The organism is Shinella sp. WSD5-1 (assembly GCF_963942435.1).
Lineage (GTDB): Bacteria > Pseudomonadota > Alphaproteobacteria > Rhizobiales > Rhizobiaceae > Shinella > Shinella yambaruensis.
Genome location: NZ_OZ012596.1, coordinates 1,421,584 through 1,446,783, shown reverse-complemented (window position 1 = coordinate 1,446,783; position 25,200 = coordinate 1,421,584). Strand labels below are relative to the sequence as shown.

Below are 25,200 nucleotides of genomic sequence, written 5' to 3'. Positions count from 1 at the left end.
CTATGAAAAACGCTCCGGCCTGAAAGTCGCGAGCATCGGATGCTCGGCACCCGTCGCAACCTCGCAGGCGAGCAGTTCACCGACGATGAGGCCGAGCGTTGCGCCGCTATGGCTGAAGGCAACATAATAGCCGGGAATGGCCTTGAGCGCGCCGATCACCGGCTCGCCATCGCCGGGGATCGGCTTGCCGCCAACGCCGATGGAGGCGACTTCGAGCTTTGGGTTGCCGTCCATCACCTTCGCGGCCTCGGCAAGCAGGGCGTCCACCACGGCTTCGTCAATGTCATACCCGCCGTCAGGACGCAGCCTGAGGCCTTCGTCCGCCGCCCAGTCGGCATCCAGCGAGAAAGTGCCGCCCGGCGCCGGGCGCACGGCGACGCGTGGCGTGTTGAGGACGGCGCGCAGCGGATGGGCGAGCGGCTTCGTCTGCACGAGGAGAGCGGTCGGGGTATCGTCGCCAATCAGCTGGCCACTTTCCGCCGCCATTCGCGGCACGGCGGGCCCTGTTGCGAGCACGACGGCATCGGCCTTGAAGCGACCGCCTGTCGCCGTCTCCGCCCCGACGGCGCGGCCGCCTTCGACCGTCACCCGCGCAGCCCCCTGATCCGTCACCAGCATGCCGCCAAGCATCGAAAACTCCTCGAGAAGCACGCCGATCAGCGCCGGCAGATCGACCCAGCCTTCGCCGGGATTGAAGATCGCACCCTGGGGCGTGATCGCGCGCGCATCAACGCCCGGTGCGACGCGGGCGACCTCGCCGGCGGCAAGCCGCTGCGCGTCATAGGCCAGCGATACTTCGTGGCGATAGGCCGCGTCGATCTCGTTGCGCTCGTCGTCGGCATCCCAGGTCAGGCCACCGTCGAAACGAAGCCAGTCCGTATCGGGGCGCTGCGCGAAAAGGGTGCGGTAGCGGTCGATGCCAGCCATGCGCAGGCGGTGATAGGGCTCCGAGCGCATGCGCGCCGAGTTCAGCCAGGAGAGCGAGCGGCCGGAGGCGCCATTGGCCGGCGGACCATCGTTGAGGATCGTCACGCGGATGCCGCGGCGGGCGAGCTGGACGCCGGTGGAAACGCCGAAGATGCCGGCGCCGATGATGACTGCCGAGGAGATGGTGTTGTCTGTCATGGAGGTGTCTTTCAATCGGTTGGTCATGCAGATGGAGGGAGCGGTTCAGGGCGCTTCCCAGCGGCCGTGGGCGGCGGAGCGGAACAGTGCGTCGATGGCCCTCATGTTGGCGATCGCATCGTCCAGCCCCGTTTCGAGCGGCTTGCCGGAGAGAACGGCTTCGGCGAAAGCGTCGGCCTGCTCGCGGTACTGGTCGACCGGCCCGATGGCGATCTCCTCGCGCCCGCCGCCGGCAAGGTCGCGCCCATCGTCGAGGACGAGCACAGTCGGCTCGTCGGCTGGTGCATTAAAGGGGACGGGGATGTCCAGGCGTCCGCGCGTTCCGAGCACCGTCACCTTCTGCGTGAGGGCAAGCTGCGTGGAGCAGGTGAAGGCGAGCTGCCTCCCCCCGGGAAACGCCAGCAGCCCGCTCGTCAGCCGGTCCGTGCCGAAGACCGGATCGCGCTCCATGAGTGCGATCGCCCGCAACGGTTCGGCATCGAACAGGAAACGGGCCGTGTTGATGGCGTAGCATCCGACATCGAACAGGCCGCCCCCGCCGATATCCGCCTGGTTGCGCACATTCTGCGGGTCGTCGAGATAGTAGGAGAAGATCGTCTGAATGGCTCTGACCTCGCCGAGTCGCCCCTCGGCGATCAGCGCGCGCGCCTTTTTCCATTGCGGGTGATGGCGCACCATGAATGCCTCGGCGACGGGCAGGCCGACGGCTTCCTGCACGGCCGCGAGCTTCATTGCCTGCGCAGCATCGAGCGCTATGGGCTTTTCGCACAGCACCGGCTTGCCCTGCTCCAGCGCCCTGATCGTCATGGGCACATGCAGGTGATTGGGCAGCGGATTGTAGATCGCGTCGATGTCCGGATCGGCCAGCATGGCCTCATAGTCGCCGTAGGCCTTGGCGATGCCGAAGCGCGCCGCCATCGCCTTCGCCCTGTCCGGATCGCGCGAGGCGATCGCCTCGACCCGCCCCAGGCGGCTCGACTGAATGGCGGGAATGACCGCCTTGGCGGCAATGCCCGCGCAGCCGAGGATGCCCCATCGTATCGTTCGTGTCATCGTGTCTCCTCGTTCAAAGGACTTCCGCGAGGAAGCGCCGCAGGCGTGGGCTCTCAGGGTTGTCGAAGATCGCCTCGGGCGTGCCTGCCTCCACCACGCGCCCCTCATCCATGAAGACGACCTGGTCGGCAACGCGGCGGGCAAAGCCCATCTCGTGCGTGACGACGACCATGGTCATGCCGCGCTTGCCGAGGTCGGCCATCAGGTTGAGCACGCCCTTGACCAGTTCCGGATCGAGTGCGCTCGTCACCTCGTCGAAGAGTATGACCTCCGGCTCCATGGCGAGCGCGCGGGCGATGGCGACGCGCTGCTGCTGGCCGCCGGAAAGCCCGCCGGGGCGATGATGCTGGCGGCCCGCAAGGCCGACATCGGCAAGCCGCGCCTTGGCGATCCGCTCCGCCTCCGCCTTCGGCAGACCCTTGATCTTCGTCAGCGACAGCATGACGTTTTCCAGCGCCGTGTGATCCGGGAAGAGGTTGAAGTGCTGGAAGACCATGCCGACACGCCGGCGGAGCCGCTCTGGCTTCATGGCGAGGATGCTGTCGCCGTCGAGAAGGACATCGCCGCTCTTCGGCTCGACCAGCCGGTTCAGGCAGCGCAGCAGGGTGGACTTGCCGGAGCCGGACGGGCCGATAACGCAGGTGACGCTGCCCGGCTTGACCGAAAGGTCCACGCCCTTCAGCACGTCGAGCTCGCCATAGGCCATGCCGAGGTTGCGCACGTCGAGACTGCCGCCCTTGAAAGACGCTTCGGAAGCGCGGCCGGCGCCATCGAGTTCGCTGACCTCCTCAAGCCCGCTGGTGACGGCTGCCGGGCGCTGCTTGCCGAGCCGCAGGCGGTTGTCGATCGCGTTGACGACGTGGGTAAGCGGCACGGTCACGACGAGATAGAAGACGCCGGCAAGAAGGAGCGGCGAAAGATTGCCGGTCACCACCGCCTGGTCCTGGCCGACGCGAAAGATCTCGCGCTCGGAAGCGAGCAAGCCGAGGAAATAGACGAGACTCGAATCCTTCACGTTGCCGATGAACTGGTTGACAAGGGCCGGCAGCACGCGCCGCACGCCCTGCGGCACGACGATGAGCCGCATGCCTTGCCCGTAGCTCATCGACAGCGCCCGGCAGGCCTCCATCTGGCCCCGGTCGACGCTCTGGATCCCCGAGCGAAAGATCTCGCCGATATAGGCGCCGGCGATCAGGCTGAGCGCCAGGATGCCAAGCGGATAGGGCGACGGGCCGAACAGCTCGCGGCCGATGCGCGCAAAACCCTGCCCGATCAACAGGATGGTGACGATAGCCGGCAGGCCGCGAAAGACATCCGTGTAGATTCGGGCGGGGATGCGCAGCCACGGCGAGCGGGAAATGCCCATGATGGCGAGCACCATGCCGATGATGATGCCGAGCACCGTCGAGGCCGCAGCAAGGATCAGCGTATTCTTGAGACCGACCGTGATCATGGTCGGCAGCACTTCGGCCATCGCGTTCCAGTCGAGGAAGCTGCGGCGCAGGTTTTCAAGCCAGTTCATCAACAAGGCCCTTCAGGGAAAGGCCACCCCGGCGCAGCCGGGGCGGCAGCCGGCGTCAGGTCTTGGGGAGGTATTCGGCCGGCATCGGCGTGCCGGGGAACCACTTCTCGTGGATCTTCTTCCAGGTGCCGTCCTGCATGGCGTCATGCAGCGCCTTGTTCAGCGCCTCGCGCAGCTTGTCGTTGCCCTTGCGCACGACGAAGCCGGCCGGTGCGTCGAAGCTCGGGATGTTGACCGCGATCGTCAGCTCGGGATAGCGGCCCGAATAGTCCTTCGCCGCCTCGTAATCGAGGAAATGCGCGTCCACGGTGCCGTTGTTGAGCGCGGCGACGGCCGAGTTGTTGTCGGGGAACTTGACGAGATCGGCGCCCGCGAAATTCTTCTCGGCGTAGATCTCCTGCAGCGTGCCCTGCACGACGCCGAGACGCTTGCCCTGCAGGCTGGCGGCGTCCTTGATCGCGGCGTCCGGCGTCAGGATCGATAGATAGCCTGCGAGATATCCGTCGGTGAAATCGACCGTCTCCTTGCGCTTGTCCGTCGTGCCGATCGCGGCCGCCGCGACGTCGAAGCGGCTGTTGGCGACCGACGGCATCAGCGCGGCGAATTCCTGGCCGGTGAAGATCACCTGTTCCTTCTTGAAGCCGATACGCTCGGCGACGTTGAGGAAGAGCTCTATGTCGAAGCCGGTGAAGTTGCCGTCGGAGGTGGTGAAGGCATAGGGCTTGGCATCGCCCATCGTGCCGACGCTGATGACGGCAGGGTCGATCAGGCCAAGCGGATTGTCGTCGGCGGCGGCCGGCGTCGCGGCGCCTGCCAGGACGCCGAGGGCGAGCGCGACAGCGGCGGCGCGCATTCGGGAAAGGGGGGAAGTGATGGCTTTGGAAAGTCGCATTGGTCTCGTCTCCTCTGGTGGTGGTGTCTGCAATGACTTCAAGGCGCACGGGTCCCACCGGGCAGCGGCGACCCGCTGTCCGGCCCATGCCATCTGCATGCCGGGATTCTGCTCTTCTCATTTTGAGACCGGTCTCATAATAAAAGAGACCGGTCTCTTTGACGTTTCGCAATTGTTATCTTCGCATTTGCCAGTCGTCAATATCTCTTGTAAGGCTAGCGCCCATGGACCAGAGCCCGCCCCGTTCCCCCTCCGTCACGGTTGCCGACGTCGCGCGCAAGGCGGGCGTCTCGAAGGCCACCGCCGCGCGCGTTCTGGGTGGCTACGGCACCGTGAGCGACCGGGTACGCGATGCCGTGACCGCCGCCGCGCGCGCCCTTGACTACCAGCCGAACGAACTTGCCCGCAGCATGACGACGGGCCGCTCCGGCACGATCGGCGTCGTGGTGGGCGATATCGAGAACCCGTTCTTCAGCCTCGCCATGCGGGGGATCACCGATATCGCCCGGCAGGCCGGCTTCACCGTCGTCCTCATCAATTCCGGCGAGGACGCCGAGGCGGAGAAGGCCGCGATCCGCACCCTGCTTGCCAAGCGGGTGGACGGCCTGATCGTCTCGCCGGCCAAGGAGAGCGATGTCGGCCATCTCAGGGAAGCCGCCCGCGCCGGCCGGCCGCTCGTCCTGCTTGACCGTGGCAGCGAAATGCTCGACGTCGACATGGTGATCGCCGACGACCGGCATGCCGCCGAGGGCATCACGCGCCGGCTCATCGCGCTCGGCCACCGCCGCATCGCCTACCTGACAGCCTGCGACACGCCGGACCACCGCTTCCGCACGCCGTCCGACATCAATACCGGCTCGGTGCGGCGGCGCATCGAGGGCTTTCTCGGCGTCTGTCGTGAGGCGGGCCTTGAAGGAATGGAAGACCGGGTGCATGTGGGCGCCGTCACGCCGGAGCATACGCATCGCATCGTCACGGGGATGCTCCAGTCCTCTCAGCGCCCGACGGCGATCATCGCGTCGGACAGCGTGATCGGGCTCGAAGTGTTCAAGGTGTGCCGCGCGCTCGGCCTCAGCATACCGGACGACCTGTCGCTGGTGTCGTTCCACGATGCGGACTGGACGTCCGTCACGACGCCGCCCGTCACGGTGGTACGCCAGCCCGTCTACCGCCTCGGCGAGACGGCGGCGAAGCTGCTGGTCGAGCGCCTGAACGGCAACCACGCGGAGGCGAGCCGCGTCGTCCTGCAGACGGAAGTCATCGAGCGCGCCTCCGTTGCCGAAGCGCCCGTCTAGAGTATCCGTTTTGGTCAAGGAAATGATTTTGTCCATTTCCGACGGTCCTTGAGCAGGGCGTTTGCCAGCACGATGAGCTTTCGCATGATGGCTGTTATTGCGAGCTTCGAGGCTTTGCCGCCCGCTTTGAGCTGGTGGTACTTTGCCCTGAGTTCCGGATTGAAGCGCATGGCGACGAGGGCCGGCATGTAGAGCGCCTGGCGGACGTTGGCGCGGCCGCCGCGGATGAAGGCGCGTGCGGCCCGGTTGCCGGACTGGCGTGCGACGGGGGCGAGGCCGGCGAGAGAGGCGGCCGCGCCGTTTTCGAGCATTCCGAGCTCGGGCATGTCGATGATCAGGGCGAAGGCGGTTATGGTCGAGACGCCCGGGATCGAGACGAGGATGTCGAAGCGGCCGGCGAGGTCCGGATCGGCCTTGACGATCGCCATGATCTCGCTCTCGATGGCGGCGATCTGGCGTCCGATCTGCCTGAGCTGCTCCGCGTTGTGACGCTTGAGGATGGCAAGGGTCAGCGTCTTGGCCCTGTTCCTGGCGGCCGTGCGGTTCTTCACCAGCGCCTCGCGGGCCATGTGCAGGTCCTTGAGATCGTTGAGGACCGGACGACGCACCGGCCGCGCGTCGAGGTCGAGTACAGCACCCATGCGCGCCAGCATGGCAGCGTCGAGCCGGTCGGTCTTGGCGAGCTTTCCCGTGGCTTCGGCGAACCGCCTTGCCTGGCGTGGGTTGACCTTGACCAGCGCACAGCCCACATCCGCCAGCCTTCTCTCGAAGGCCCGGTGATAGGGACCGGTCGGCTCGTAGACGATGTGCGCGTCGGGCTGGCTCAGCCAGTCCAGGAAGGCCCGATGGCCGGCGGTGTCGTTGGCAAAACGCCGGCTTTTGCCGTCGCTCGTCCTGTAGGCGTCGAGATGGTCTTTCGAGATGTCGACCCCGATGGTATCCTTTGTCATCTTTCGCTTGTCCTGTGCTTGTCGTCCGCAGCCGAGCTGCGGGTATCCGTTCAGGCCTCAAGAGAAAGACGAGGGCGATCAAACTCTAGCTCGACCCGTCAAACGGTCTGCATTTCAACGATCCGACCCTCGCCGCTGAGGGAGGGCGGCTACCCTCTCACAGCGGACCCTTCTTCGCCCATTCGGCAGCGAAAGTCATAAGACAAGCATTTCCGGTACCGCATTATCCGACGCCGAAGCGACTTCGCTTCGGCCGGAAATGCTCCAGGCATTCCGCGCGGGCCAAGAACGCCCGCCAAGCCACAGGACACGCAGCACGGCGGCCTGGGCAATGGCCGCAGCAGCGGATTCCTGTCTCTTCGGCGCCGTGGCGGCGGGCTTCCGTTCCTCCCCTTCGCTTCTCAAGCCGGACCAAGGGCCTTGCGCATGGCCTCGACGCATTGCCTTAGCGGCGGGGTGGGATCGACATTGTATTTCCAGTTGGTCAGCTCGACCGTCAGCGAGCCTTCGTAATTCTGGCTGCGGAGATAGGCGACAAGCGTGTCGAGATCGACGATGCCCTCGCCCCACGCCAGATGGCTGCCGCCGGCATCCGCGTCGGTGAAATGCACATGCGCGACGCGGCCTGCAAGGTGGGTGAAATAGTCCTCGGGCCTCTCGTGCGTCATCACGGCGCCCGCGACATCGTAGACCGCATGGAGCACGGGACTTGCGAGCATGTCCATCAGTGCGCGGATCTCCTTTGCCGAGCGAACGATGTTGGCGAAGGAATCCGGCAGCGCCTCCATCCAGAGGTCAAGGCCGAGTTTCTGCGCACGATCGCACAGGATGCCCATGGAATCGACGCAGCGCTCCAGCGCTTCTGCGGCCGGTTCGTCGCGATAGCCGCCGCCGGCCGTCACCAGCAGGGCGGGCGCGCCGCATTCGACGGCGAATTCCATCGATTCCAGGAAATAGCGCACCGAACGGTCGCGCAGCTCCGGCTCCCTCGCCGAGATGTTGATGGGATAGATGCACTGTTCCGGCGTGAACGCGACGATGTCGAGGCCCATTCCCCGCACGGTCCGCCCCAGCGCCCGTGCATCGGCCAGCGTCTTGTCACCGATATAGAAATGCGGAGCGGCCGCCCACAGCTCGATGCGCGAGACCCCGGCCTCGCGCACATCGGCCAGAAACCGGTCCAGCGTATGCCGCACATAGTGGAAGTTCATTACGCTGATATTGCGTTCGTCGAGTGCCATCGCATGTCCTCCGCCGGTGGTCGCCGAAGCGACGATTTCATTTATTTTATGAGAACGTTCTCATTTCAGCGTGCCAAATCGTGAGATGGCCAACGAAGGCCGAATTCGGTGACGGTTTCGTCGATGAAGCAGGCGATCTGGGCCGCCGTCTCCTCCGGCGTCCAGCCGAGATGCGGGGCGGCGAACCTTGCGGCGGCCTCCGCATGGCGCAGGCCGAGATCCGGCTCCCACCCGACGGAAAGACGGCGGCGCAGGATATCCGACAGCGTGCGGGCCTGCTCGTTCAGCACCGCATGGGCGACGGAGGCTTGCGTGACGCGGTCCATGTCCTCGACGGGCGGCGAGGCCGTGTCGAGCGGCCGCGGCGGGCCGGACGGCTTCAGCCGGCGGGCGACCGCACGCCTCAGCCGCCGCCCCGCGTCGCGATGGGTCATCAGCAGCCCGCCGGTGAAGGTGAAAAGGTTCGGCAGGCCCTCATCGGTCAGGTCGTGCTCGCGGACGGCGGGCGCAGGCCCCTTGCCGTCCCGGGCGAGGCTGCGCGGGCGCACGCCCGCCCAGGAATAGAGCACGTCCTCGCGCCGCAGCCCGAAACCGGGAAACAATCGCCCCAGCTGGTCGAGGATGGCGGCGATCTCCGCCTCGCTCGCCCGGAAGCCTTCGGGCCGGCCGTCCGAGGCGGAATCCCACGGGCCGGCATAGTGAAGGGCGCCCCACGGGATCAGGTAGAAGGGCGCGCCCGCCGCGGTGACGGTCTCGAAGCCGATGCCACGAAGACTTTCCGGCAGGCGCACGACGATGTTCGTACCCTTCTCGCCGCTGTTCCTGCGGATATGCGGCGCGCCGGCAAGCGCGGTGATCTCGTCCACCCAGACGCCCGCGCAGTTGACCACCGCACGCGCCAGCACATCGCGCGATACCCCCGCCGCTGTCAGCGTGACCCGCCACAGGTCGCCATCACGCGCAAGCGCCGTCACCGCGGTGTGGTTCAGCGCCTCCATGCCGATCGCCCGCGCCTTCATGACCGTGTCGACCACGATGCGCTCCGGCCAGCAATACTGATATTCCGTGAAGGTCATCGCGCCGTGAATGCCGTCGAGCCCCGCCATACCTTGCAGCGCCGGATGCGCCCGCGCCTCCCCGGCGGAAAAGATCTGCAGGTCCAGCGGGACACGACCGCCGTCGCTCGTCGCCATCAGGCGGAAGGCGAGCCGCGCCTTCCAGCGGGGAATGGCGTTTTCCCGCGTCAGCGGAACGACGAAGGTGACGGGTTTCACCCGCTCGGGCGCGGTCCGCACGAATTCCGCCCGCCCCCGCATCGCCCGGCGCATGAGGCTGAAACATTCGATTGCGCTGCGCGGGCGGGCGAGAAAAGACGCGATCGATCCGCTGGCAGCGGACAGATAACCGAGCCCGCAATGCTGAAGGCGCGAGGTCCTGCTGGAGGTGCCGGATCCATAATCGTCACGCTCGACGAGCAGCGTGCCATAGCCCGCCGCCGCCAGATGCTGCCCTGCCGCCGCGGCGATGATGCCGCCGCCGACAACCACGGTGTCGTAAGTCTGGGTCACGGTCCATCCCCGCCCTGCCGCCCATGAGGCGATGCGCTCAACGTTTGATGTGAGAACGTTCGCAAAATTCTGGCGACGGTGTCAAGTCCGCTTGACGCGAGCGGAAAGATTATAATACGTATTATAACGTCATATCAGAAAGGTCCATTCATGCCCTTCCCCTCCGCCTTCGACGCCGGCGTCGTCGCCGCGCTCTCCGCCCTCGATGCGAAATCGGTGAAGCATGTATTCTTCATCGCCTGCGGCGGCTCGCTGTCGATCATGCATCCGGCCAAGTTCCTCCTCGACCAGCACTCGCCGCTGCCGTCGGATGTCTACAACGCCGCCGAGTTCGTCGCCCGCGCGCCGCGGTCGCTGGACGATAAATCGCTGGTCGTCCTTTGCTCGATGACGGGCACCACGAAGGAAACCACTGCCGCGGCCGAATTCGCCCGCTCCAGGGGCGCGACGACCATCGGCCTGACGGTCGAGCCCGCCTCCCCGCTCGGCAAGGCGGTCGACCATGTCGTCGGCTTCGAGGCGCCCTATACGACCGGCGTGCCGATCGATGCGAAGAACAGCAACTATTCGCGGATCTACCAGATCGTCATGGGTCTCGTTGCCCTCACCGGCGGCGAGAACCTGACCGAGGCGCTGATCGAAAGCCTTTTCGCCCTCCAGCCGGCCATCGACCGCGCGCAGGCCGCCTTCGCGCCGATGTTCGAGGACTATGCGCCGCGCTTCGCCAAGGAAGATGTGGTCTATACGGTCGCGAGCGGCGCGAGCTACGGCGCGGCCTATTCCTTCGCCATCTGCGTGCTCATGGAGATGCAGTGGATCAACAGCCAGGCGATCCATGCCAACGAGTTCTTCCACGGCCCCTTCGAGGTGCTCGACAAGGACCGCGCCTTCATCCTCATGAAGGGCCTCGACAGCACGCGGCCGCTGGAGGAGCGCGCCGACGCATTCCTGCACCGGTTCGGCGCGGCGGAGAACATCCTCGTTCTCGATGCCGAAAAGCTCGACCTCTCCGGCATCGCCCCCCAGTTCCGCGGCAATGTCGTGCCGCTGATCTTCTTCGACACGCTCTGGCGTTTCGCCTATAAGATCGCCGACCTGCGCAAGCACGAGATGCTCGAGGCACGGCGCTACATGAAGAAGATCGCCTACTGACCGGGCCTGGAAGGGCGGATGGACGACCAAGCAAATCTCTTGCCGCTCTATGAACAGGTCCGGCGCTCGATCCTGGCCGGCATCGAGTCCGGCCAGTTCGCCGAAGGCAGCTTCCTGCCCGCCGAACCGGAGCTGATGGCACTCTACGGTGTCAGCCGGATCACGCTGCGGCGCGCGATCGGCGAGCTTTGCGCCGATGGCCGCCTGCAAAGGCAACAGGGGCGCGGCACCGTGATCATGCCGGGCAAGGTGCGCCAGACGCTCGTCTCGCTGTCGGGCTTCTCCGAAACCATGGATGGTCTCGGCAGAAAGGCCGGCCATCGCATCCTCGCCCGCGACGACAATCCCGACGCGCCGGCCATCCGCGAGCGCCTCAAGGCCGGGGCGCTGATCCGCTTCGACCGGCTGCTGGAGGACGACGGCCGGCCGATGACGCTCGAAACGCTCTGGTTCGACGGCTCACGTTTTCCCGAGGTGATCGCGCCGGTCGCCGCTGGCGGCTCCTTCTTCGCCGCGCTGCGCGACAGGGCGGGCATCGTGCCGGCCCATGCGGAGCGGCAGATCGATGTCGGCCTCGCCTCGGCCGCCGAGCGCACCATCCTGGCCGTGACCGCCGCCCAGCCGGTCTACCGGATCGAGAAGATCGTCACCGACGCCGAAGGGCGCCCGCTCGCCCTGTCGCAGCTCGTCACCCCAAGCCATCTGGTCACCTACACGATCAAGACCTGAAAGGTTCGCCATGCACGTTTTCGATGCGCCCGCCGTTCACGCGGCGCTCCCGTGGACTTTTCTGATCGAGGCCTTGCGCAAGGCGCATCTCGGGCCGATGCCCGCCTCCGACGTCGTGGTGCAGTCCGATCCCATGGGCGGCGAAGCGCAGTTCGTCACCCTGCCCGGCTGGGCGCCCGGCGGCCCGATCGTCGTGAAGATGGTCGGCGTCTTTCCGCAGAACGCGGCCCTCCAGCCGCCGCAACCCGCCGTCCAGGGGCTGGTGGCGCTGTTCGACGGCACGACCGGCGGGCCGCTCCTTGCGGCGGACGGCGCGGCGATGACGGCGCGCAAGACCGCCGCCGATTCCGCCCTCGGCGCGGCCATCCTCGCGCGGGAAGACGTGGAGGACCTGCTGATCGTCGGGGCCGGCGCGCTCGCCCCGCATTTCGCCGAGGCGCATCTGGCGGCGCGGCCCTCGCTGCGCCGGGTCACGATCTGGAACCGCACTGCGCCCCGGGCCGCGGCGGTGGCCGCGCACCTTCGCGAAAAGGGCATCGACGCCACGGTCAGCGAAGACCTCGACGGCTCGGTCGCCCGCGCCGACGTGGTGTCCTGCGTCACCATGTCGGACAGGGCGCTGGTCAAGGGCGCGCGCCTGCGGCCGGGCGCCCATCTCGATCTCGTCGGCGCCTATCTGCCCACCCTTCGCGAAGCCGACGACGCGGCGCTCACCCGCGGCACGATCTTCGTCGACAGCCGCAACAACATGGCGGGCGGCGGAGATCTCTCGCAGGCTGTCGCATCCGGCGCGATCACCTGGGATGCCGTGAAGGCCGACCTCTTCGAGCTCGTCCAGGGCAAAAGGGAAGGCCGCACCGGCGCCGATCAGATCACCGTGTTCAAGAACAACGGCGGCGCGCATCTCGACCTCTTCACCGCCGCCGCACTGTCGCAGACGCTCGGCTAAAGCAATACCAGCAAAAGGGCGAAGCGGTTTTGCGTCCGGAAATGCCCTGACGCATCACGCGTCGGCCAGAACACGCGCCAGGAAGGCCCGCGTACGATCATGTTGCGGGCGCGTCAGCACGTCGACCGGCCGCCCCTGCTCCACGATCACCCCGCCATCCATGAAGATCAGGTGGTCGGCGACATCGCGCGCAAAGCCCATTTCGTGCGTGACGACGACCATGGTCATGCCATCGTCGGCAAGCTTGCGCATCACGGCGAGGACCTCGCCGACGAGTTCCGGGTCGAGGGCCGAGGTCGGCTCGTCGAACAGCATGACGTCGGGCTTCATCGCCAGCGAGCGGGCGATGGCCGCACGCTGCTGCTGGCCGCCGGAAAGCTGCGCCGGATAATAGTGCGCCCGCTCCTTCATGCCGACGCGCTCCAGAAGCACCATCGCCTCCTCGACCGCCGTGGCGCGCGGCACGCGCTTGACGAGGATCGGCGCCTCGATGACATTTTCAAGCGCGGTCTTGTGCGGGAAGAGATGGAAACCCTGGAACACCATGCCCATGCGCTGGCGCTGGCGGGAGAGCTCGTTGAAGCTCATCTCGTAGAGCTTGTCGCCCTTCCAGCGCACGCCGACGGGTTCGCCATGCAGGAAGATCGCGCCGCCGGTGGGCTTTTCGAGATAGTTGAGGCAGCGCAGGAACGTGCTCTTGCCAGAGCCCGAGGGGCCGACGATGCAGGTCACGTCGCCGCGCATCACCGCGACATCGATGCCGCGCAGCACCTCGTGCGCGCCAAAGCTCTTGCGCAGGCGCTCGACCTTCAGCAGCGGCTCGCCGTTCGTCTGGCTCATCACACGGCCTCCTGCTGGCGCGCGAACAGGCGGAAGGGGAAGATCCCGCCCGCTTTCGTCGCGCCGGCCCGGTGCTCGGATTTCAATCGGTGCTCGACGGCATGTTCGACGACCGTCAGAATCGTGGTGAGCACAAGATACCAGATGGTCGCGACGAGCAGCAGCGGCACCGTCTGGTAAGTGCGCGCATAGACCATCTGCGCGGAATAGAGCAGATCGGGCAATGCCAGCACGGAGACGAGCGAGGTGAATTTCAGCATCGAGATCGTGTCATTGCCGATGGGCGGAATGACGATGCGCAGTGCCTGCGGCAAGACGATGCGACGAAGCATCTGGGCGCGCGTCATGCCGAGCGTGGCGGCTGCTTCCGTCTGGCCGACATTCACGGCCTGGATGCCGGCGCGGATCATTTCGGCGGCATAGGCGCTTTCGGTGAAGGCAAGGCCCATGATGGCCGCGCTGAAGGGGGTGATGAGCTGATTGGTATTCCAGGAGAGGAGCTTCGGCCCGCCGAACGGGATGCCGATCGATATTTCTGGCAGGAGAAGCGCCAGATTGTACCAGAAGATCATCTGCACCAGCGGCGGCACGCCGCGGAAGAACCAGATCCAGCCCCAGCTGACGGACTGGAAGACGCGGCTGGCCGACAGGCGCATGATGGCCAGCACGACACCGATTGCAAGGCCGAGCACCATGGCGAGGAATGTGAGCAGCAGCGTCATGCCGAGACCCGACAGGATGGCCCGGTTGAACATGTATTCGGCAACGACGGCCCACTGCATGTTCTTGTTGGTGACAAGCACCTGCAGGAAGACGACCGCAAGGACGGCAAGAACCACGCCGCCGATCCAGTGGCCTATCTTCGGCACCGCGATGGGCTTGAGATCGTGGATCGAGGGGCGGTGTGGCGGTTTTTCAGACATCGTCGTTCCTTGTGCCGGTCGCGGACCCCGGCCCGAGGCAAGCCCCGGGCCGGGAAAGCGGCGCTGGAGCAATCCAGCAAGCGTGCGCAGTTTTGGCGTTTCGAAGAAAAGCGCAAACGCCTAGAGGTCCGCCGGATTTTCTTCCGTGATCAGAAGCGCCTTGCTCAGCATGCCGGAATCGTTCAGGCCCCACTTGGCCATGATCTTCTCATAGGTACCGTCGTCAATCATCGACTGGATCGCATCCGTCATGACCTGGCCGAGCGGATCGCCCTTGCGCACGCCGATGCAGCTGTTGACGGGCGACAGAACCAGTTCCGACACCTTCAGGTCGCCGGTCTGCTTGGCCATGTAGGCAAGCTTGACGGAGCCGGCCACGGTCGCCTCGGCGCGCTGCGAGCGCACGGCCAGTTCCGCCTGGGCCTGCGTGCCGTGCGTCTGCATGATCACCGGTTTGTCCTTGCATTCGTTGGCGTTCAGCTTCTCCAAGAGGCCGAGGTCCCAGGAGCCGTTCAGCACGGCGACCGTCAGGCCGCAGGCGTCGGAGGCCGTCTTGATGTCGAGCTTGCTGTCCGCCGGATAGGCGAACGAGGTGCCGATCTTGCGCTGGGAGACGAAATCCAGCGTTTTCAGGCGTTCCGCGGTGGTGCCGAAGGACGAGAAGCCCGCGTCGAAACGCTTCGACTGGAGGCCCGGAATGATGGCGTCGAAGCTGGTGCCCTCGAAGGTGAAGGTCACGCCGAGGCGATCTTCCATCTCCTTGGCGATATCGACGCTCCAGCCCTTGAGCTGACCATCGGAATCGAGAAATTCGTCGGGCGCCCAGTCGTTGAAGACCGCGGCCTTGATGCCGTTGTCCTTGTATTCCTGCGGCAGGGCATCGTGCAGGGCGGGAATGACATCGGCAAGCGCCGGCATTGCCAGTGCCGCGCTCAGGGCACACCCGGCGAGAATGGATTTGAACATGACAACCTCCTTGTCGTGGCGAACCGGCGGGTCCGCGATTGCGTTCTCTGGTTCCCCTTGCAGATAATGGCGAGAACGTTCTCACATATGAGACACGGAGATGGCCCATCCGTCAAGCGCCTCCCGCACCGATCGAGGGCGTAAAGACGTTGAAAACGGCCATCGATCTGGTAACACCTGAAAAAGCCTGTCGTCTTCTACCGGAATACGCATGATCGGATTCTCAGTCGGCAGGCCCGAAATGTGAGAGGGAAGTGCCACGTGACCCCGAAAAGCAAGGCAACCATCGCGGATGTAGCGCGCGCAGCAGGCGTTTCCACGGCAACGGCGGGGCGCGTGCTCGGCGGCTATGGCTATACCAGCGAGGAGAAGAAGGAGCACGTTCTCAAAGCCGCCCAGGACCTCGGCTACCGGCCCAACGCGCTCGCCCGCAGCCTCATCACAGGCAAGACCCGCACGCTCGGCGTGGTGGCCGGCGATATCCAGAATCCATTCTATGCTTCTGTCCTGCGCGGCATTTCCAACGTCGCCGAGGCCAACGGATTCGGCCTTTTGATCACCAATAGCGACGAGGCCCGGGCGAAGGAGGTCCACTCCGTCGAGCTTCTCGCCCAGAAGCAGGTGGACGGCCTGATCGTTACCCCCAGCGACACGCGCAAGGCGCGGCACCTGCACAATCTCAAGGCCATGGGCATGCCCTTGGTGCTGATCGACCGCGCCGTCGCCGGCCTGATGGTCGACCGGGTGGCGACCGACAACATCGCCGCCGCCGAACAGGCCGTCCGCCATCTTATCGCGGCCGGACACCGCCGGATCGGCATCGTGGCGGAGCTCGTCGACGAGGAGAGCGGCAAGCTGGATGCATTCCTGGCGCGCGCCGTGGCGGGCGATCCGATCGAGAGCGAAACGCTCTATCCGAGCTGGCAGCGCCTTCTCGGCTATATCCGGGCGCATCGGATCGAGGGCCTGCCCGTGGATCCGCGCCTGACCCTTCGGGCGGGAAGCTATTCCGCCCTTGCCGCGCAGGCGGTCGTGTCCCGCCTGATGACGGCACCCGACCGGCCGACGGCGCTGTTCACCACGGACGGCACCATGTCCGAAGGCGCCATGCGGGCTCTCACCGAGTTGAAGCTCTCGATCCCGCAGGATCTCTCGCTCATCTGCTTCGACGATCTCGACTGGATGAGCTTCCACCGCCCCGGCATCACGACCGTGGCGCAGCCGCGCCTTGCCATGGGCGAGGCCGCCGCGCGAATGCTGCTGGAGCGCATTCGCGGCGAAGCCTTTCCGCCGCGCACGGTGCTGATGCCCGCCGAACTGGTCGAGCGCGGTTCCGTCGCCCGGCTCTGATCCCCTCGCAAAACGGTCCGGGGCGCCGTTTCAGCCGCACCGGCCGGAGGAAACCATTTGCCATTCCGGGGGCGGTCCTATAAATGAGAACGTTCTCAGTTCCTTATCAGGAGATGCCTGCCCGATGTCGCGCCGCACCAGAATCCTCGCCTTTGGTGACAATGTGGTCGATTGCTACCGCGACCAGAACCTGATGTTCCCCGGCGGGAACTGCGTCAACCATGCAGTCTTCGCGCACCGCGCCGGCGCCGAGACGGCTTATGCGGGCGCAGTCTGCGACGACGACGCCGGGCAGCTGATCCGCCAGGCGCTGATCGAGGAAGGCGTCGACGTTTCCTCGCTGCGGATGGAACCGGGACAGACGGCCTATTGCGTGATCGAGACGCAGGAGGGCGAGCGGGTGTTCATCGGCGCCAATCTCGGCGTGTCGATCATCGCGCCTTTACGGGCGGACCTCGCGCGGCTTTCGGATTTCGATGCCGTCCATACCGGCCGGTCGAGCCATGTCGATGCCTGGCTGCCGCGCTTTGCGGCGGCGACGAAGGTTTCCTACGATCTTGCAACCGTCCACGATCCCGAGCGCATCGCCCAGGTCGCGCCCCATTGCTTCCTCCTCGCCTTTTCCGCGGGAGGCACGCGCCATGAGGAGGCCCTTGCGCTGGCGCAGGCCGCGCGAGCGGCCGGTGCGCGCTGGAGCCTCGTCACCAGGGGTATCGACGGAGCCGTCCTTGCCGGCGAAGCCGGTGTGTTCGAGGCGCCGGCCCAACCGGTCGACGCCATCGACACGCTCGGCGCCGGCGACACCTATATCGCCAACGTCCTCGTCGGCCTGCTCGGCAAGCGGGATCCCGAAACGATCCTGAAGGATGCGGCAGAAGCGGCGGCCCGGACCTGCCTGATACGCGGCGCCTTCGGCCATGCCGCCACCATGAGCGTCGATCTCTCGAACATGATGAGCCTCGAGGAGATCTACCGCACCACCCGTCCGGCAAAAGTGCCCGAAGACGCCTGACGGACGCGGTTCCATGCTGATCCGGCCGGAGCCCTCTACCCGTGTGCCCACCCGACAGCCTCAGGCAACGCGCATAGGTCCACGCCGGCCGCATTTCAGTCGGAAGGACCACGCTGGCGCTTCTCAAAACGGACGTTAGAATCAGGATTGGCGATGGTTGCGTCGCGCCAGAAGCGATAAGTACCTACCGTCAGGCTCGCGATGGCGTAGAAGGTCAGGACGCAGTGATGATGAAACACATACAGATGATCGCTCTGGTCAAAATAGCCTTGCTCGTTGCGAATGTGTCGGCGCTTGCCTGCCCGGAACCGATCAGGCTCTTTCCTTCAGAGTTCATCACGGCGGACATCATCATCGTCGGTCAGGTCCAGAGATATGAGGCAATCATCGATATCGCAGCCACGGCCAGGGTACGGCAAATTCTGGAGAAGATCCCCAAGATGAAGGCGCGTACCAAGGATCATGTGTCGATACTCTATGGCAGGTTCAACATCGACGTAGAGCAGGTTCTCAAGGGAACGGTAGCGGCAAGGCCCGACATATATTGGGCGCCGGCGACAAGGGGACCGGCCAAGAGCGTGCCACCCGGTCGATACATCCTCGGCCTTGTCGCAATGAACGACCGTGTGGAATACGCCAAGAATCTACCACATCCGCCCGGCGCCCTATATGTGGATGAAAAGTCGTGCGCAGGGGCATTTATCGCTGAATATTCGAGCGACATGGGCATTAAAATCAGGCAGCTTCTGAACGTCCGTTCACAGCCTTAAAGGCCGCCGTTGTACTTTATCTGCCTCGAATGGTTCGGAGAGGAACATGGCGATGGTCAGTTAAAAGCCCGCTTTTAGTACGTCGCTTGCGAAAGCCGCCTGCCCGCTTCCCACCAAATCTCAGCCCTTTCGGGTCGCGACGCGAGCCGCGATTCGGTGAATTTGGCAGGAGCCGGCCTCAAGGCAACCTTGCAACCGCTTCTGCTCGCCACCATTCATCCATCTTTCCCACCAACGCGCCGGATATTGGAACGGGCCGGGGATCGCCACCGCGCGGCAACCGAGGCCGGCCGTGGGTCATGCTTATCGCTGCCCATAACCCGTCATCTCCAGATAGCCCTTGCCGGGATGGCTGCCGGCCACGCGCACGGGACCTTCCCAGTAGGAAATGCCGAGATCCATCCAGGCCTGCGTGTTGAGCGCGCCGACAGTGACGTCGAGCCGACGGTCGGGCAGGGTGAGCCGCCAGCGCGTCGGGATGTCTTGCCCCTTCACCCGGCTCGTCTCCACCGGGGTCGCGACGAGCCTGCCGTCGCCATAGGGCGTCGCCGTACCGTCCGCCGCGATCCACGTGGCGGAGGTGAAGTCGCCGCCAGCGGCATCGCGCAGGCGGAAACCCATCAGCTTCTCGCCTGCGTCGAAGGAGAGCGAGAACCAGTCCCAGCCGGACTGTTCCTCCGCCAGCGGCTGCGACGACCATTCGCGATCGAGCCACGCCGTGCCGCGCACCGGGATTTCGCCTTCCGGCAGGGTGATCGTTCCCTCCACAGCAAAGAAGGGCTGGGAATAGTAGTGGCTCGCCTGCCCTTTCGCCGATTTCACCGAATAGCCCTGCTCGCCGTGCAGCACGATCGGGCCTTCCGCACGCATGGCGACATCGTAGGCGAAATCCTTGCCCGTCGCCGTGAGCCGCAGGCGGTCCAGGCTGTCGCCCGCCATCTGCCAGTCGTCGATCCAGGCCGCGAAGGGCTCGGCCGTCACGCCCGCCTGGCCTGTGCCGCCGCGCGCGAAACGCTCCGTGGCGCGGTGCACGGCGGCGCTGGTGACGGCGGCATGGCCGAACCACACCTGCGGGCTCTCCCATGCCGCGCCCTCGCCCGGCGCGAGCGCCGAGCGGAAAAGCGTCCATTGCAGGCCGTAGTCCGCACCGTCCGGCCCGGTGAGGTTCGCGGTGACGTACCACCACTCGATCCGGTAGTCCGGATGGGCTCCGTGATCCTGCGGGAACGCGAGCTGCCTGCCCCGCTCCGGCACGGCGAAGCCCTCGGCGTCGGTGCCGAGCCCGGCAAAACCCTGGGCGAAGGCGTTGCCGACACCCAGCAGCAGAAAGAGCAGGGCCCTAACGTTCATTGGCGAAGATCCTCAGCAGCGCGGCAGGCTCCATGCGCGCCAGCCGCCAGGCCGGCCAGAGCGCGGCGGAAAGCGCGGCGCCGAGCGCGAAGAGCATCAGGCGGGTGTATTCGGCTGGAAACAGGTACATCGGCAGGCGCCAGCCGAACGCCTCGACATTGACGATGGCGAGCAGCACCCAGGCGAGCACCAGGCCCAGCGGCAAGGCCAGCACCGCGGTGAGCGCGGCGAGCAGCACCGTGCGCAGGATCTCCATGCCGGCGAGACGGCGCTGGGTCGTTCCCATCGCCCAGACGGGCGCCATCTGCGGCAGCCGCATCGCCGCCAGCGTGAGCAGGCTCATCAGGATCGCGAACGCCGCAACCGCCAGCGTCAGCACGTTCAGCGCCCCGGTCACCGAGAAGGTGCGCTCGAAGACCGACAGCGAGAACGCCTTGAGCGCCGCCTGGTCGACGATGCGCGCCGGGGGAAAGTCGAACGCCTCCACGAGCGCCTGGCGCAGGCCCTGCGGGTCGTCGGTGCGCACGCCGTAGCGCCGCGGCACGACGCCGGGGAAGGCCTGGCGGAACAGCGCCTCGCCGACGATGGCCTGGCCGATCGGGTTTCCATAGTCGCCTACGACGCCCGCGACCGGCATCGACAGTCCGGGGCCAAGCGCGAGCGCATCGCCCACGCTCAGTCCGGCGCGGCGGGCAAGCTGCTCGTTGATGATGACGGCCCTGCCCGCTTCGACCTCGTCCCAGACGGCCGGGACGGCGTCAAGGAAGCGCCAGTTCTCACGATAGGTGTAGCCGATGCGCGCGCCGAAGATCTCCGCCCGCAACCCGGCGAGCGTCGCATCGACCGACATGATCGGCAACACCGCGTCGGAGCGCGCCTCCAGGAAACGCTCCAGGCCTGCCCGGTCCGCCACAGCCTCCGCATCGACGTAGAGCTCGGCGGACAGGCGCTGGTCGAGGAAGCCGACGAAGGTCAGGCGAAAGCTCGAGACCATGGTTGAAACGCCGATATTCGCGGCCATGGCGAGCAGCAGCGCCATCAGCGCAAGCCCGAGGCCGGGCAGTTGCTGGCGGGTGTCCGCCCAGAACCATTGCGCCATGGCGCGGGCTGCCCGTGCTTCGCCAAGGCGCAGGATCGCCCCCAGGCACGGCGCCAGCGCAAGGGCCGCGCCGAGCATCAGGCAGGCGAGCAGCGCGAAGCCGGCGGCGAGCCCAGTCCCGGTGACGGCCAGAACGCCTGCCACCGCGAGCAGCAGGGCTGCCGCCGCGGCCTGCAGCTTGCGCGTCCGCCCCGAGGCCAGCGCCCAGGCGCGTCCGCCGGCACCCGCCAGGACCGGCATCCGCGCCAGCCGCCACAACGCGCTCGCCGAGGCGAGCAAGGCGCCGCCGAGCGCCATGGCCATTCCCGAAAGCCACCATGCCGGACGGATCTGCAGCGTGCCGGCGACGTCGGCGCTGTAAAGGCCCCGTATCGTGGCGGCAACGTCCGGCAGCAGGAGCGCCGCGATGAGATAGCCGAGCACGATGCCGAGCGCGCCGGCAATCGTCGCCAGCACCACAAGCTCCAGCACCATCAGGACGATCAGGCGGCGCAGCGGCACGCCGAGCGCGCGCAGGGTGCGAACCATGCCGCGCCGCTGCTCGAATGCGAGGCCGATCGCCCCGTGGACGATGAAGATGCCGACCGCGAAGCTGAGCAAGCCGAAGGCCGTGAGATTGAGGTGGAAGCTGTCGGTGAGCCGGCCGACATCGGTCGCACCGTCGGCGCGCTGGAGCAGCAGGTCCGGCGCGATCTCGGCCAGCGGCCGTTGCCGCAGCGGCTGGTCCGGCAGGACGATGAGGCGGCTGATGCGCCCCGCGCGGCCGAGCAGCTTCTGGGCAACGCCGATGTCGGCAAGCACGGTGCCCGGTGCGACCGCCTGATCGACCAGGACCGGGTTGGACAGGTTCGCCGCAAGGAGCGCGGCCGTCTGCGGCCCGGCGACCAGCGTGTCGGCGCGCACGAGACGGTCGAGGTCGGCGCGCGCCAGTGCCGCGCGCGCCGCCGAACCCGGCGGCGCGGTCAGCGGATCGACGCCGACCAGCCGCACGGCCGTCCCGCCCACGCGCAACCTGCCCTCCACCACCGGGCTGACCAGCCAGCCGGCGCGGCGCAGCGCGACGAAAAGCGCCTGCGGCATGGCATCCCCCTCGGGCGGCAGGAGCTGGTCGAACCGGCCTTCGGCCAGCGTCGCGGCGGCTGCGTCATAGCTCGCGCGCGCCTCGGCGTTGATCGCCTGCACCCCCGACCACAGCGCCGTCGCCAGCGCGAGGCCGAGCACCAGCGTCATCAACTGGAGCCGGTTGCGTCGCCAGTGCGACGCCAGTGCCGAAAGGATCGCGCCGGTCACAGGAGGCGGCCCTGGCTGAGATGCGCCTGCCGTCCGAGCCGCGCGGCAAGGCGCGGGGAGTGCGTGACCATCAGGAGCGCAGCGCCGGTTTCCGCCACGAGCATGAGGAACTGCTCCATCACCTCGTCCGCGGTCGCCTCGTCGAGGTTGCCGGTCGGTTCGTCCGCCAGGATCAGCTTCGGCCGCGCCGCGAGCGCCCGGGCGATCGCCACGCGCTGCTGCTGGCCGCCGGACAGTTGCTCCGGATATTTCCGCAGGTGCGGCTCCAGGCCCAGCGCGTCGGCCAGCCGGGAAAGCGCCCGCGGTTCCGGCGTGTCGTTCAGGCGCGCCTGGAAGGCGATGTTGGCGGCGACGTCCAGAGAGGGGATGAGGTTGAACTGCTGGAAGACGATGCCCACCACGCTTCGCCTCAGTCGCGCGCGCCCGCTGTCGTCGAGCCTCGTGACCTCCTGCCCGTCGAGCAGAACGCGCCCGCCGTCTGCGGCGTCCAGTCCCGCCACGAGGTGCAACAGCGTGCTCTTGCCCGAACCGGATTCGCCGGTCAGCGCTAGCGTCTCGCCCGCCTGGAGCGAGAGGGTCACGCCGCGCAGCACGGGCACCGGGCCTTCCGGGCCTAAATAGGATTTCCGCAGGTCCTCGATCGAAAGCAGCATGCAACACAGCTATCGCATGCGGCGGAAAGTAAAAAGGCCAAGTCGCAAGATCCGTCGACAAGGCATGCAAGCGACGGCCGGCCGCATCGCGTCGGATCGTTGGCCGCAACGATCCGAATTTCGAGCGACAGGCATACTCCTCAAGGACCCGGCGCCAATCACGGCTCTTTCCCGCCGAACTTTCGGACCGCCGGAAACACCCTGCCGGCCGGCCCGCTAAAGCATTTCCGCATTATCCAACGCCGAAGCGGCTTCGCTTCGGCTGGAAATGCTCTAGGCCCGCAGCCTCAGGTAGAGCGCGGGCAGCAGCGTGTCGAGCCGGTCGATCGAATCGATGCATATCGCGCCGCGCGGCCCGAAAATGCGCTGCGGATAGGAATCCGCGTCCGAATCCAGCGCCACGCAGAAGGTGTCTATCCCCTCGCGGCCGAGTTCGTGCACCGCCATGCGGGCATCCTCCACCAGATAGCGCCGGTCGTCGACATCGATGTCGGAGGGTTCGCCGTCCGTGACGATGAGGAGCAGCCTGCGGTAGCTGCGCTGCCGGCGAAGATCGCTGCCGGCGTGGCGGATAACCGCGCCGAGCCGGGTCGAATAGTCGCCCGTGAGCCCTGCGAGGCGGGCGATGGCGAAGCGGTCGAAGGGCCGGCCGAAATCCTTGATGCGCATGTAGCGCACGTCCTCCCGCCCATTGGAGCAGAAGGCGGCGATGGCGAAGGGATCGCCGACATCCGCCATCGCGCGGGCGAGCAGCGCCGTCGACAACCGCTCCATCTCCAGCACGGAGCCTTGCGAACCGCGCACCCTCTCCGTCGTGGAGCGAGATGAATCGATCAGCACGAGCACCGACATGTCGCGCGAACGCCGCTCGTAGCGGCCGTAGACCCGCGTATCCGGCACCTCGCCCGCCCGCCGCGCGATCATGGCGGCGATGCTCGCGTCCATGTCGAGGAACTCCCCTTCGGTCTGGCCGCGGACCCGCTGCTGGCGGCTGATCCGCGAGGCCCTGATGAGCGTCGAAAGCCGGTCGACGAGGTCGGACCGCGCCTCGCTCAAGGCCGATGCGACACGGGGCGGACCGATCTGGCCCGGCATTTCGCGCACCCGGCACCATTCCGGCCGGTAGCGGCCGGTGACATGGTCGTATTCCGGGTAGCGGGCAACGAGCAGGCCATCCTCGTCCTGCGCCTCGGCCAGCCGCCCGGCCGCGGTCTCGCCATCCTCGCCCTCCTCGCGGCGGCCATCGTCGCCGGCCTGCTGCTCGATCCGCGCGCCTTCGAGCATGGCCTCGATCTCGACCGGCGCCTGGCTGTCGTCCGGGCCGAAATCCCAGATGCCGATATTGTCGTCGCGATAGGCCGGCTGAACCACATAGGTCCTGGCGTCGAACTGCAGGCGCATCTGGCCGATATCGTTGCCGAGCAGCCCGCCGATGCGCCGGCTGAGCTGCTGGTCGCCGATATTTTCGCGGACGGCCTCGGCGAAGAGTGTCCGCCCCTTCTCCACCCAGCCATGCGGATCGGCATAGTCCGGATCCGCCAGCGCCCGCGCAAGCCGCGCCATCAGGGCGATCGCGATGGGCGGGCCTTCCGGCCGGGCGACATGGAAGCGTCGCCAGAGGGTGGCAAGGCCGGGCATCGTCCGGGCGGCGAGCCTTTCGACACGCGCGTCCTCGATGAGGGAAACGAGGGCAATCTGCAGCGGCTTCAGCCCGGCGGCGGGAAATTTTGCCCGCGTGAAGCGATGATGCGCGCCGATATGCGCGACGGCGGCACGGTAGAGCAGCTTCGCCTCGCCATCCTCGAAGCCGGCGAAGGCGGCCGGCAGGCGCACGCCGCCACCACCGAAACCGGGCCTGCGCCGCATCTGTTCCGGCGCATCCGGCGGCGCTTCGGCAATCGGCGGCGCCATGCCCCAGAGAGCCTTGAGGTAAAGGCCGAGGCCATGGCGCCATTCGGCAAGGCCGCCTCCCGCCCCGCGCCCCTCGACCAGGCGGATCGCCTCGCCGCTTTCCAATGCGAAGAAAGCGCGCCGGCGCGCCACGTCCTTGGCGCCGATATGCAGGCCCATGCGCACGAAGGCGACGAAATCCGGCGCATCCAATGCCTCAAGGAGCCGGCCGGTGTTTTCCAGAAGGGGAAGCGCGGCCTCCGGCGCCCGGCGTGCGACATCCTCAATCGCCGCCGCCCAGGCGTTCATCGCCGCCTCATCGAAATGGCGCGATGCGACAAGCGCCGCCTGCGGCACGCGGCTTGCGGCCAGCCGGCCCGAGCGGATCGCGACCTGCGATACCGCCGAGGCGAGGCGAACGGCAAAAGCCGGGCCGGCAAGCGCGGCCACGGCGGGGCCGGCGCGGCGATAGGCATCGGCGACGAGGTCGCCGTAACCGGCCCGGTCGATGCGGCCATGCGCGACATGCCAGCGCTCCCGCCATTCGGGCGGAAATCCATCGGGCGCATTCATGGTTGCCG

21 protein-coding genes are annotated in these 25,200 nt (G+C 66.8%); 7 read left to right on the top strand and 14 right to left on the bottom strand.

The window, feature by feature from the left end:
• The 4 genes from AABQ55_RS06930 to AABQ55_RS06915 are packed head-to-tail and all read right to left on the bottom strand — an operon-like array spanning position 1 to position 4,592.
• A complete protein-coding gene (locus tag AABQ55_RS06930) occupies positions 1–1,125 on the bottom strand; it encodes an NAD(P)/FAD-dependent oxidoreductase (protein WP_272804500.1) in 1,125 nt (374 codons plus the stop codon).
• Between the two features lie 45 nt (positions 1,126–1,170).
• Positions 1,171–2,178, bottom strand: coding sequence for a Gfo/Idh/MocA family protein (locus tag AABQ55_RS06925; protein ID WP_272804499.1), 1,008 nt, complete (start codon positions 2,176–2,178; stop codon positions 1,171–1,173).
• A 13-nt stretch (positions 2,179–2,191) separates the two neighbouring features.
• The gene (locus AABQ55_RS06920) at positions 2,192–3,700 is read right to left on the bottom strand and encodes an amino acid ABC transporter permease/ATP-binding protein (RefSeq protein ID WP_272804498.1); all 1,509 of its coding nucleotides are present in this window, start codon (positions 3,698–3,700) and stop codon (positions 2,192–2,194) included.
• 55 nt (positions 3,701–3,755) lie between these two features.
• Positions 3,756–4,592: an ABC transporter substrate-binding protein gene (locus AABQ55_RS06915; RefSeq protein ID WP_272804497.1), complete on the bottom strand. Its 837-nt coding sequence runs from the start codon at positions 4,590–4,592 to the stop codon at positions 3,756–3,758.
• Between the two features lie 224 nt (positions 4,593–4,816).
• Between AABQ55_RS06915 and AABQ55_RS06910 the strand changes: the two genes are divergently transcribed.
• The gene (locus AABQ55_RS06910) at positions 4,817–5,887 is read left to right on the top strand and encodes a LacI family DNA-binding transcriptional regulator (RefSeq protein WP_272804496.1); all 1,071 of its coding nucleotides are present in this window, start codon (positions 4,817–4,819) and stop codon (positions 5,885–5,887) included.
• 14 nt (positions 5,888–5,901) lie between these two features.
• Here AABQ55_RS06910 and AABQ55_RS06905 read toward each other — a convergent pair whose 3' ends face one another.
• The 3 genes from AABQ55_RS06905 to AABQ55_RS06895 form a co-directional block, all read right to left on the bottom strand.
• Positions 5,902–6,837 carry an IS110 family transposase gene (locus AABQ55_RS06905; protein WP_272804495.1) on the bottom strand — a complete coding sequence of 312 codons (936 nt, stop codon included), beginning with the start codon at positions 6,835–6,837 and terminating at the stop codon, positions 5,902–5,904.
• A gap of 401 nt (positions 6,838–7,238) precedes the next feature.
• Positions 7,239–8,078, bottom strand: coding sequence for a sugar phosphate isomerase/epimerase family protein (locus AABQ55_RS06900; protein ID WP_272804494.1), 840 nt, complete (start codon positions 8,076–8,078; stop codon positions 7,239–7,241).
• Positions 8,079–8,143: 65 nt separating this feature from the next.
• Positions 8,144–9,646: an FAD-dependent oxidoreductase gene (locus tag AABQ55_RS06895; RefSeq protein WP_272804493.1), complete on the bottom strand. Its 1,503-nt coding sequence runs from the start codon at positions 9,644–9,646 to the stop codon at positions 8,144–8,146.
• 150 nt (positions 9,647–9,796) lie between these two features.
• Here AABQ55_RS06895 and AABQ55_RS06890 point away from each other — a divergent pair, with 150 nt between their 5' ends.
• From AABQ55_RS06890 to AABQ55_RS06880, 3 genes are read left to right on the top strand one after another with little or no spacing between them, the layout of a single operon-like run.
• Positions 9,797–10,798 carry an SIS domain-containing protein gene (locus AABQ55_RS06890; RefSeq protein WP_272804492.1) on the top strand — a complete coding sequence of 334 codons (1,002 nt, stop codon included), beginning with the start codon at positions 9,797–9,799 and terminating at the stop codon, positions 10,796–10,798.
• Between the two features lie 18 nt (positions 10,799–10,816).
• On the top strand, positions 10,817–11,527 hold the full coding sequence (locus AABQ55_RS06885; RefSeq protein ID WP_272804491.1) for a GntR family transcriptional regulator: 711 nt from the start codon (positions 10,817–10,819) through the stop codon (positions 11,525–11,527).
• 10 nt (positions 11,528–11,537) lie between these two features.
• Entirely contained in the window at positions 11,538–12,476 is a 939-nt protein-coding gene (locus AABQ55_RS06880; RefSeq protein ID WP_244768070.1) for an ornithine cyclodeaminase, read from the top strand.
• 54 nt (positions 12,477–12,530) lie between these two features.
• Here the strand turns inward: AABQ55_RS06880 and AABQ55_RS06875 are convergent, their stop codons facing one another.
• The 3 genes from AABQ55_RS06875 to AABQ55_RS06865 form a co-directional block, all read right to left on the bottom strand.
• A complete protein-coding gene (locus tag AABQ55_RS06875) occupies positions 12,531–13,316 on the bottom strand; it encodes an amino acid ABC transporter ATP-binding protein (RefSeq protein ID WP_272804490.1) in 786 nt (261 codons plus the stop codon).
• Complete coding sequence (locus tag AABQ55_RS06870; RefSeq protein WP_272804489.1) at positions 13,316–14,239, bottom strand: amino acid ABC transporter permease; 924 nt, start codon at positions 14,237–14,239, stop codon at positions 13,316–13,318. Before AABQ55_RS06870 ends, AABQ55_RS06875 begins: the two co-directional genes overlap by 1 nt.
• Positions 14,240–14,359: 120 nt before the next feature.
• Positions 14,360–15,205 carry an ABC transporter substrate-binding protein gene (locus AABQ55_RS06865; RefSeq protein ID WP_244768073.1) on the bottom strand — a complete coding sequence of 282 codons (846 nt, stop codon included), beginning with the start codon at positions 15,203–15,205 and terminating at the stop codon, positions 14,360–14,362.
• 261 nt (positions 15,206–15,466) lie between these two features.
• Here AABQ55_RS06865 and AABQ55_RS06860 point away from each other — a divergent pair, with 261 nt between their 5' ends.
• The 3 genes from AABQ55_RS06860 to AABQ55_RS06850 all read left to right on the top strand — a co-directional run bounded on the left by AABQ55_RS06860 (position 15,467) and on the right by AABQ55_RS06850 (position 18,337).
• Positions 15,467–16,555, top strand: coding sequence for a LacI family DNA-binding transcriptional regulator (locus AABQ55_RS06860; RefSeq protein ID WP_272804488.1), 1,089 nt, complete (start codon positions 15,467–15,469; stop codon positions 16,553–16,555).
• Positions 16,556–16,679: 124 nt separating this feature from the next.
• The gene (locus AABQ55_RS06855; RefSeq protein WP_272804487.1) at positions 16,680–17,567 is read left to right on the top strand and encodes a PfkB family carbohydrate kinase; all 888 of its coding nucleotides are present in this window, start codon (positions 16,680–16,682) and stop codon (positions 17,565–17,567) included.
• A 227-nt stretch (positions 17,568–17,794) separates the two neighbouring features.
• Positions 17,795–18,337, top strand: a complete 543-nt coding sequence (locus AABQ55_RS06850; RefSeq protein WP_272804486.1) for a hypothetical protein — start codon at positions 17,795–17,797, stop codon at positions 18,335–18,337.
• A 303-nt stretch (positions 18,338–18,640) separates the two neighbouring features.
• Here the strand turns inward: AABQ55_RS06850 and AABQ55_RS06845 are convergent, their stop codons facing one another.
• The 4 genes from AABQ55_RS06845 to AABQ55_RS06830 all read right to left on the bottom strand — a co-directional run bounded on the left by AABQ55_RS06845 (position 18,641) and on the right by AABQ55_RS06830 (position 25,192).
• Positions 18,641–19,687: a lipocalin-like domain-containing protein gene (locus AABQ55_RS06845; RefSeq protein WP_272804485.1), complete on the bottom strand. Its 1,047-nt coding sequence runs from the start codon at positions 19,685–19,687 to the stop codon at positions 18,641–18,643.
• Positions 19,677–22,076, bottom strand: a complete 2,400-nt coding sequence (locus tag AABQ55_RS06840; RefSeq protein ID WP_443021085.1) for an ABC transporter permease — start codon at positions 22,074–22,076, stop codon at positions 19,677–19,679. The genes AABQ55_RS06845 and AABQ55_RS06840 overlap by 11 nt, the downstream gene beginning before the upstream one ends.
• On the bottom strand, positions 22,073–22,729 hold the full coding sequence (locus AABQ55_RS06835; protein ID WP_272804484.1) for an ABC transporter ATP-binding protein: 657 nt from the start codon (positions 22,727–22,729) through the stop codon (positions 22,073–22,075). Before AABQ55_RS06835 ends, AABQ55_RS06840 begins: the two co-directional genes overlap by 4 nt.
• Before the next feature lie 273 nt (positions 22,730–23,002).
• A complete protein-coding gene (locus AABQ55_RS06830; protein WP_272804483.1) occupies positions 23,003–25,192 on the bottom strand; it encodes a nitric oxide reductase activation protein NorD in 2,190 nt (729 codons plus the stop codon).
• Positions 25,193–25,200: the final 8 nt, after the last annotated feature.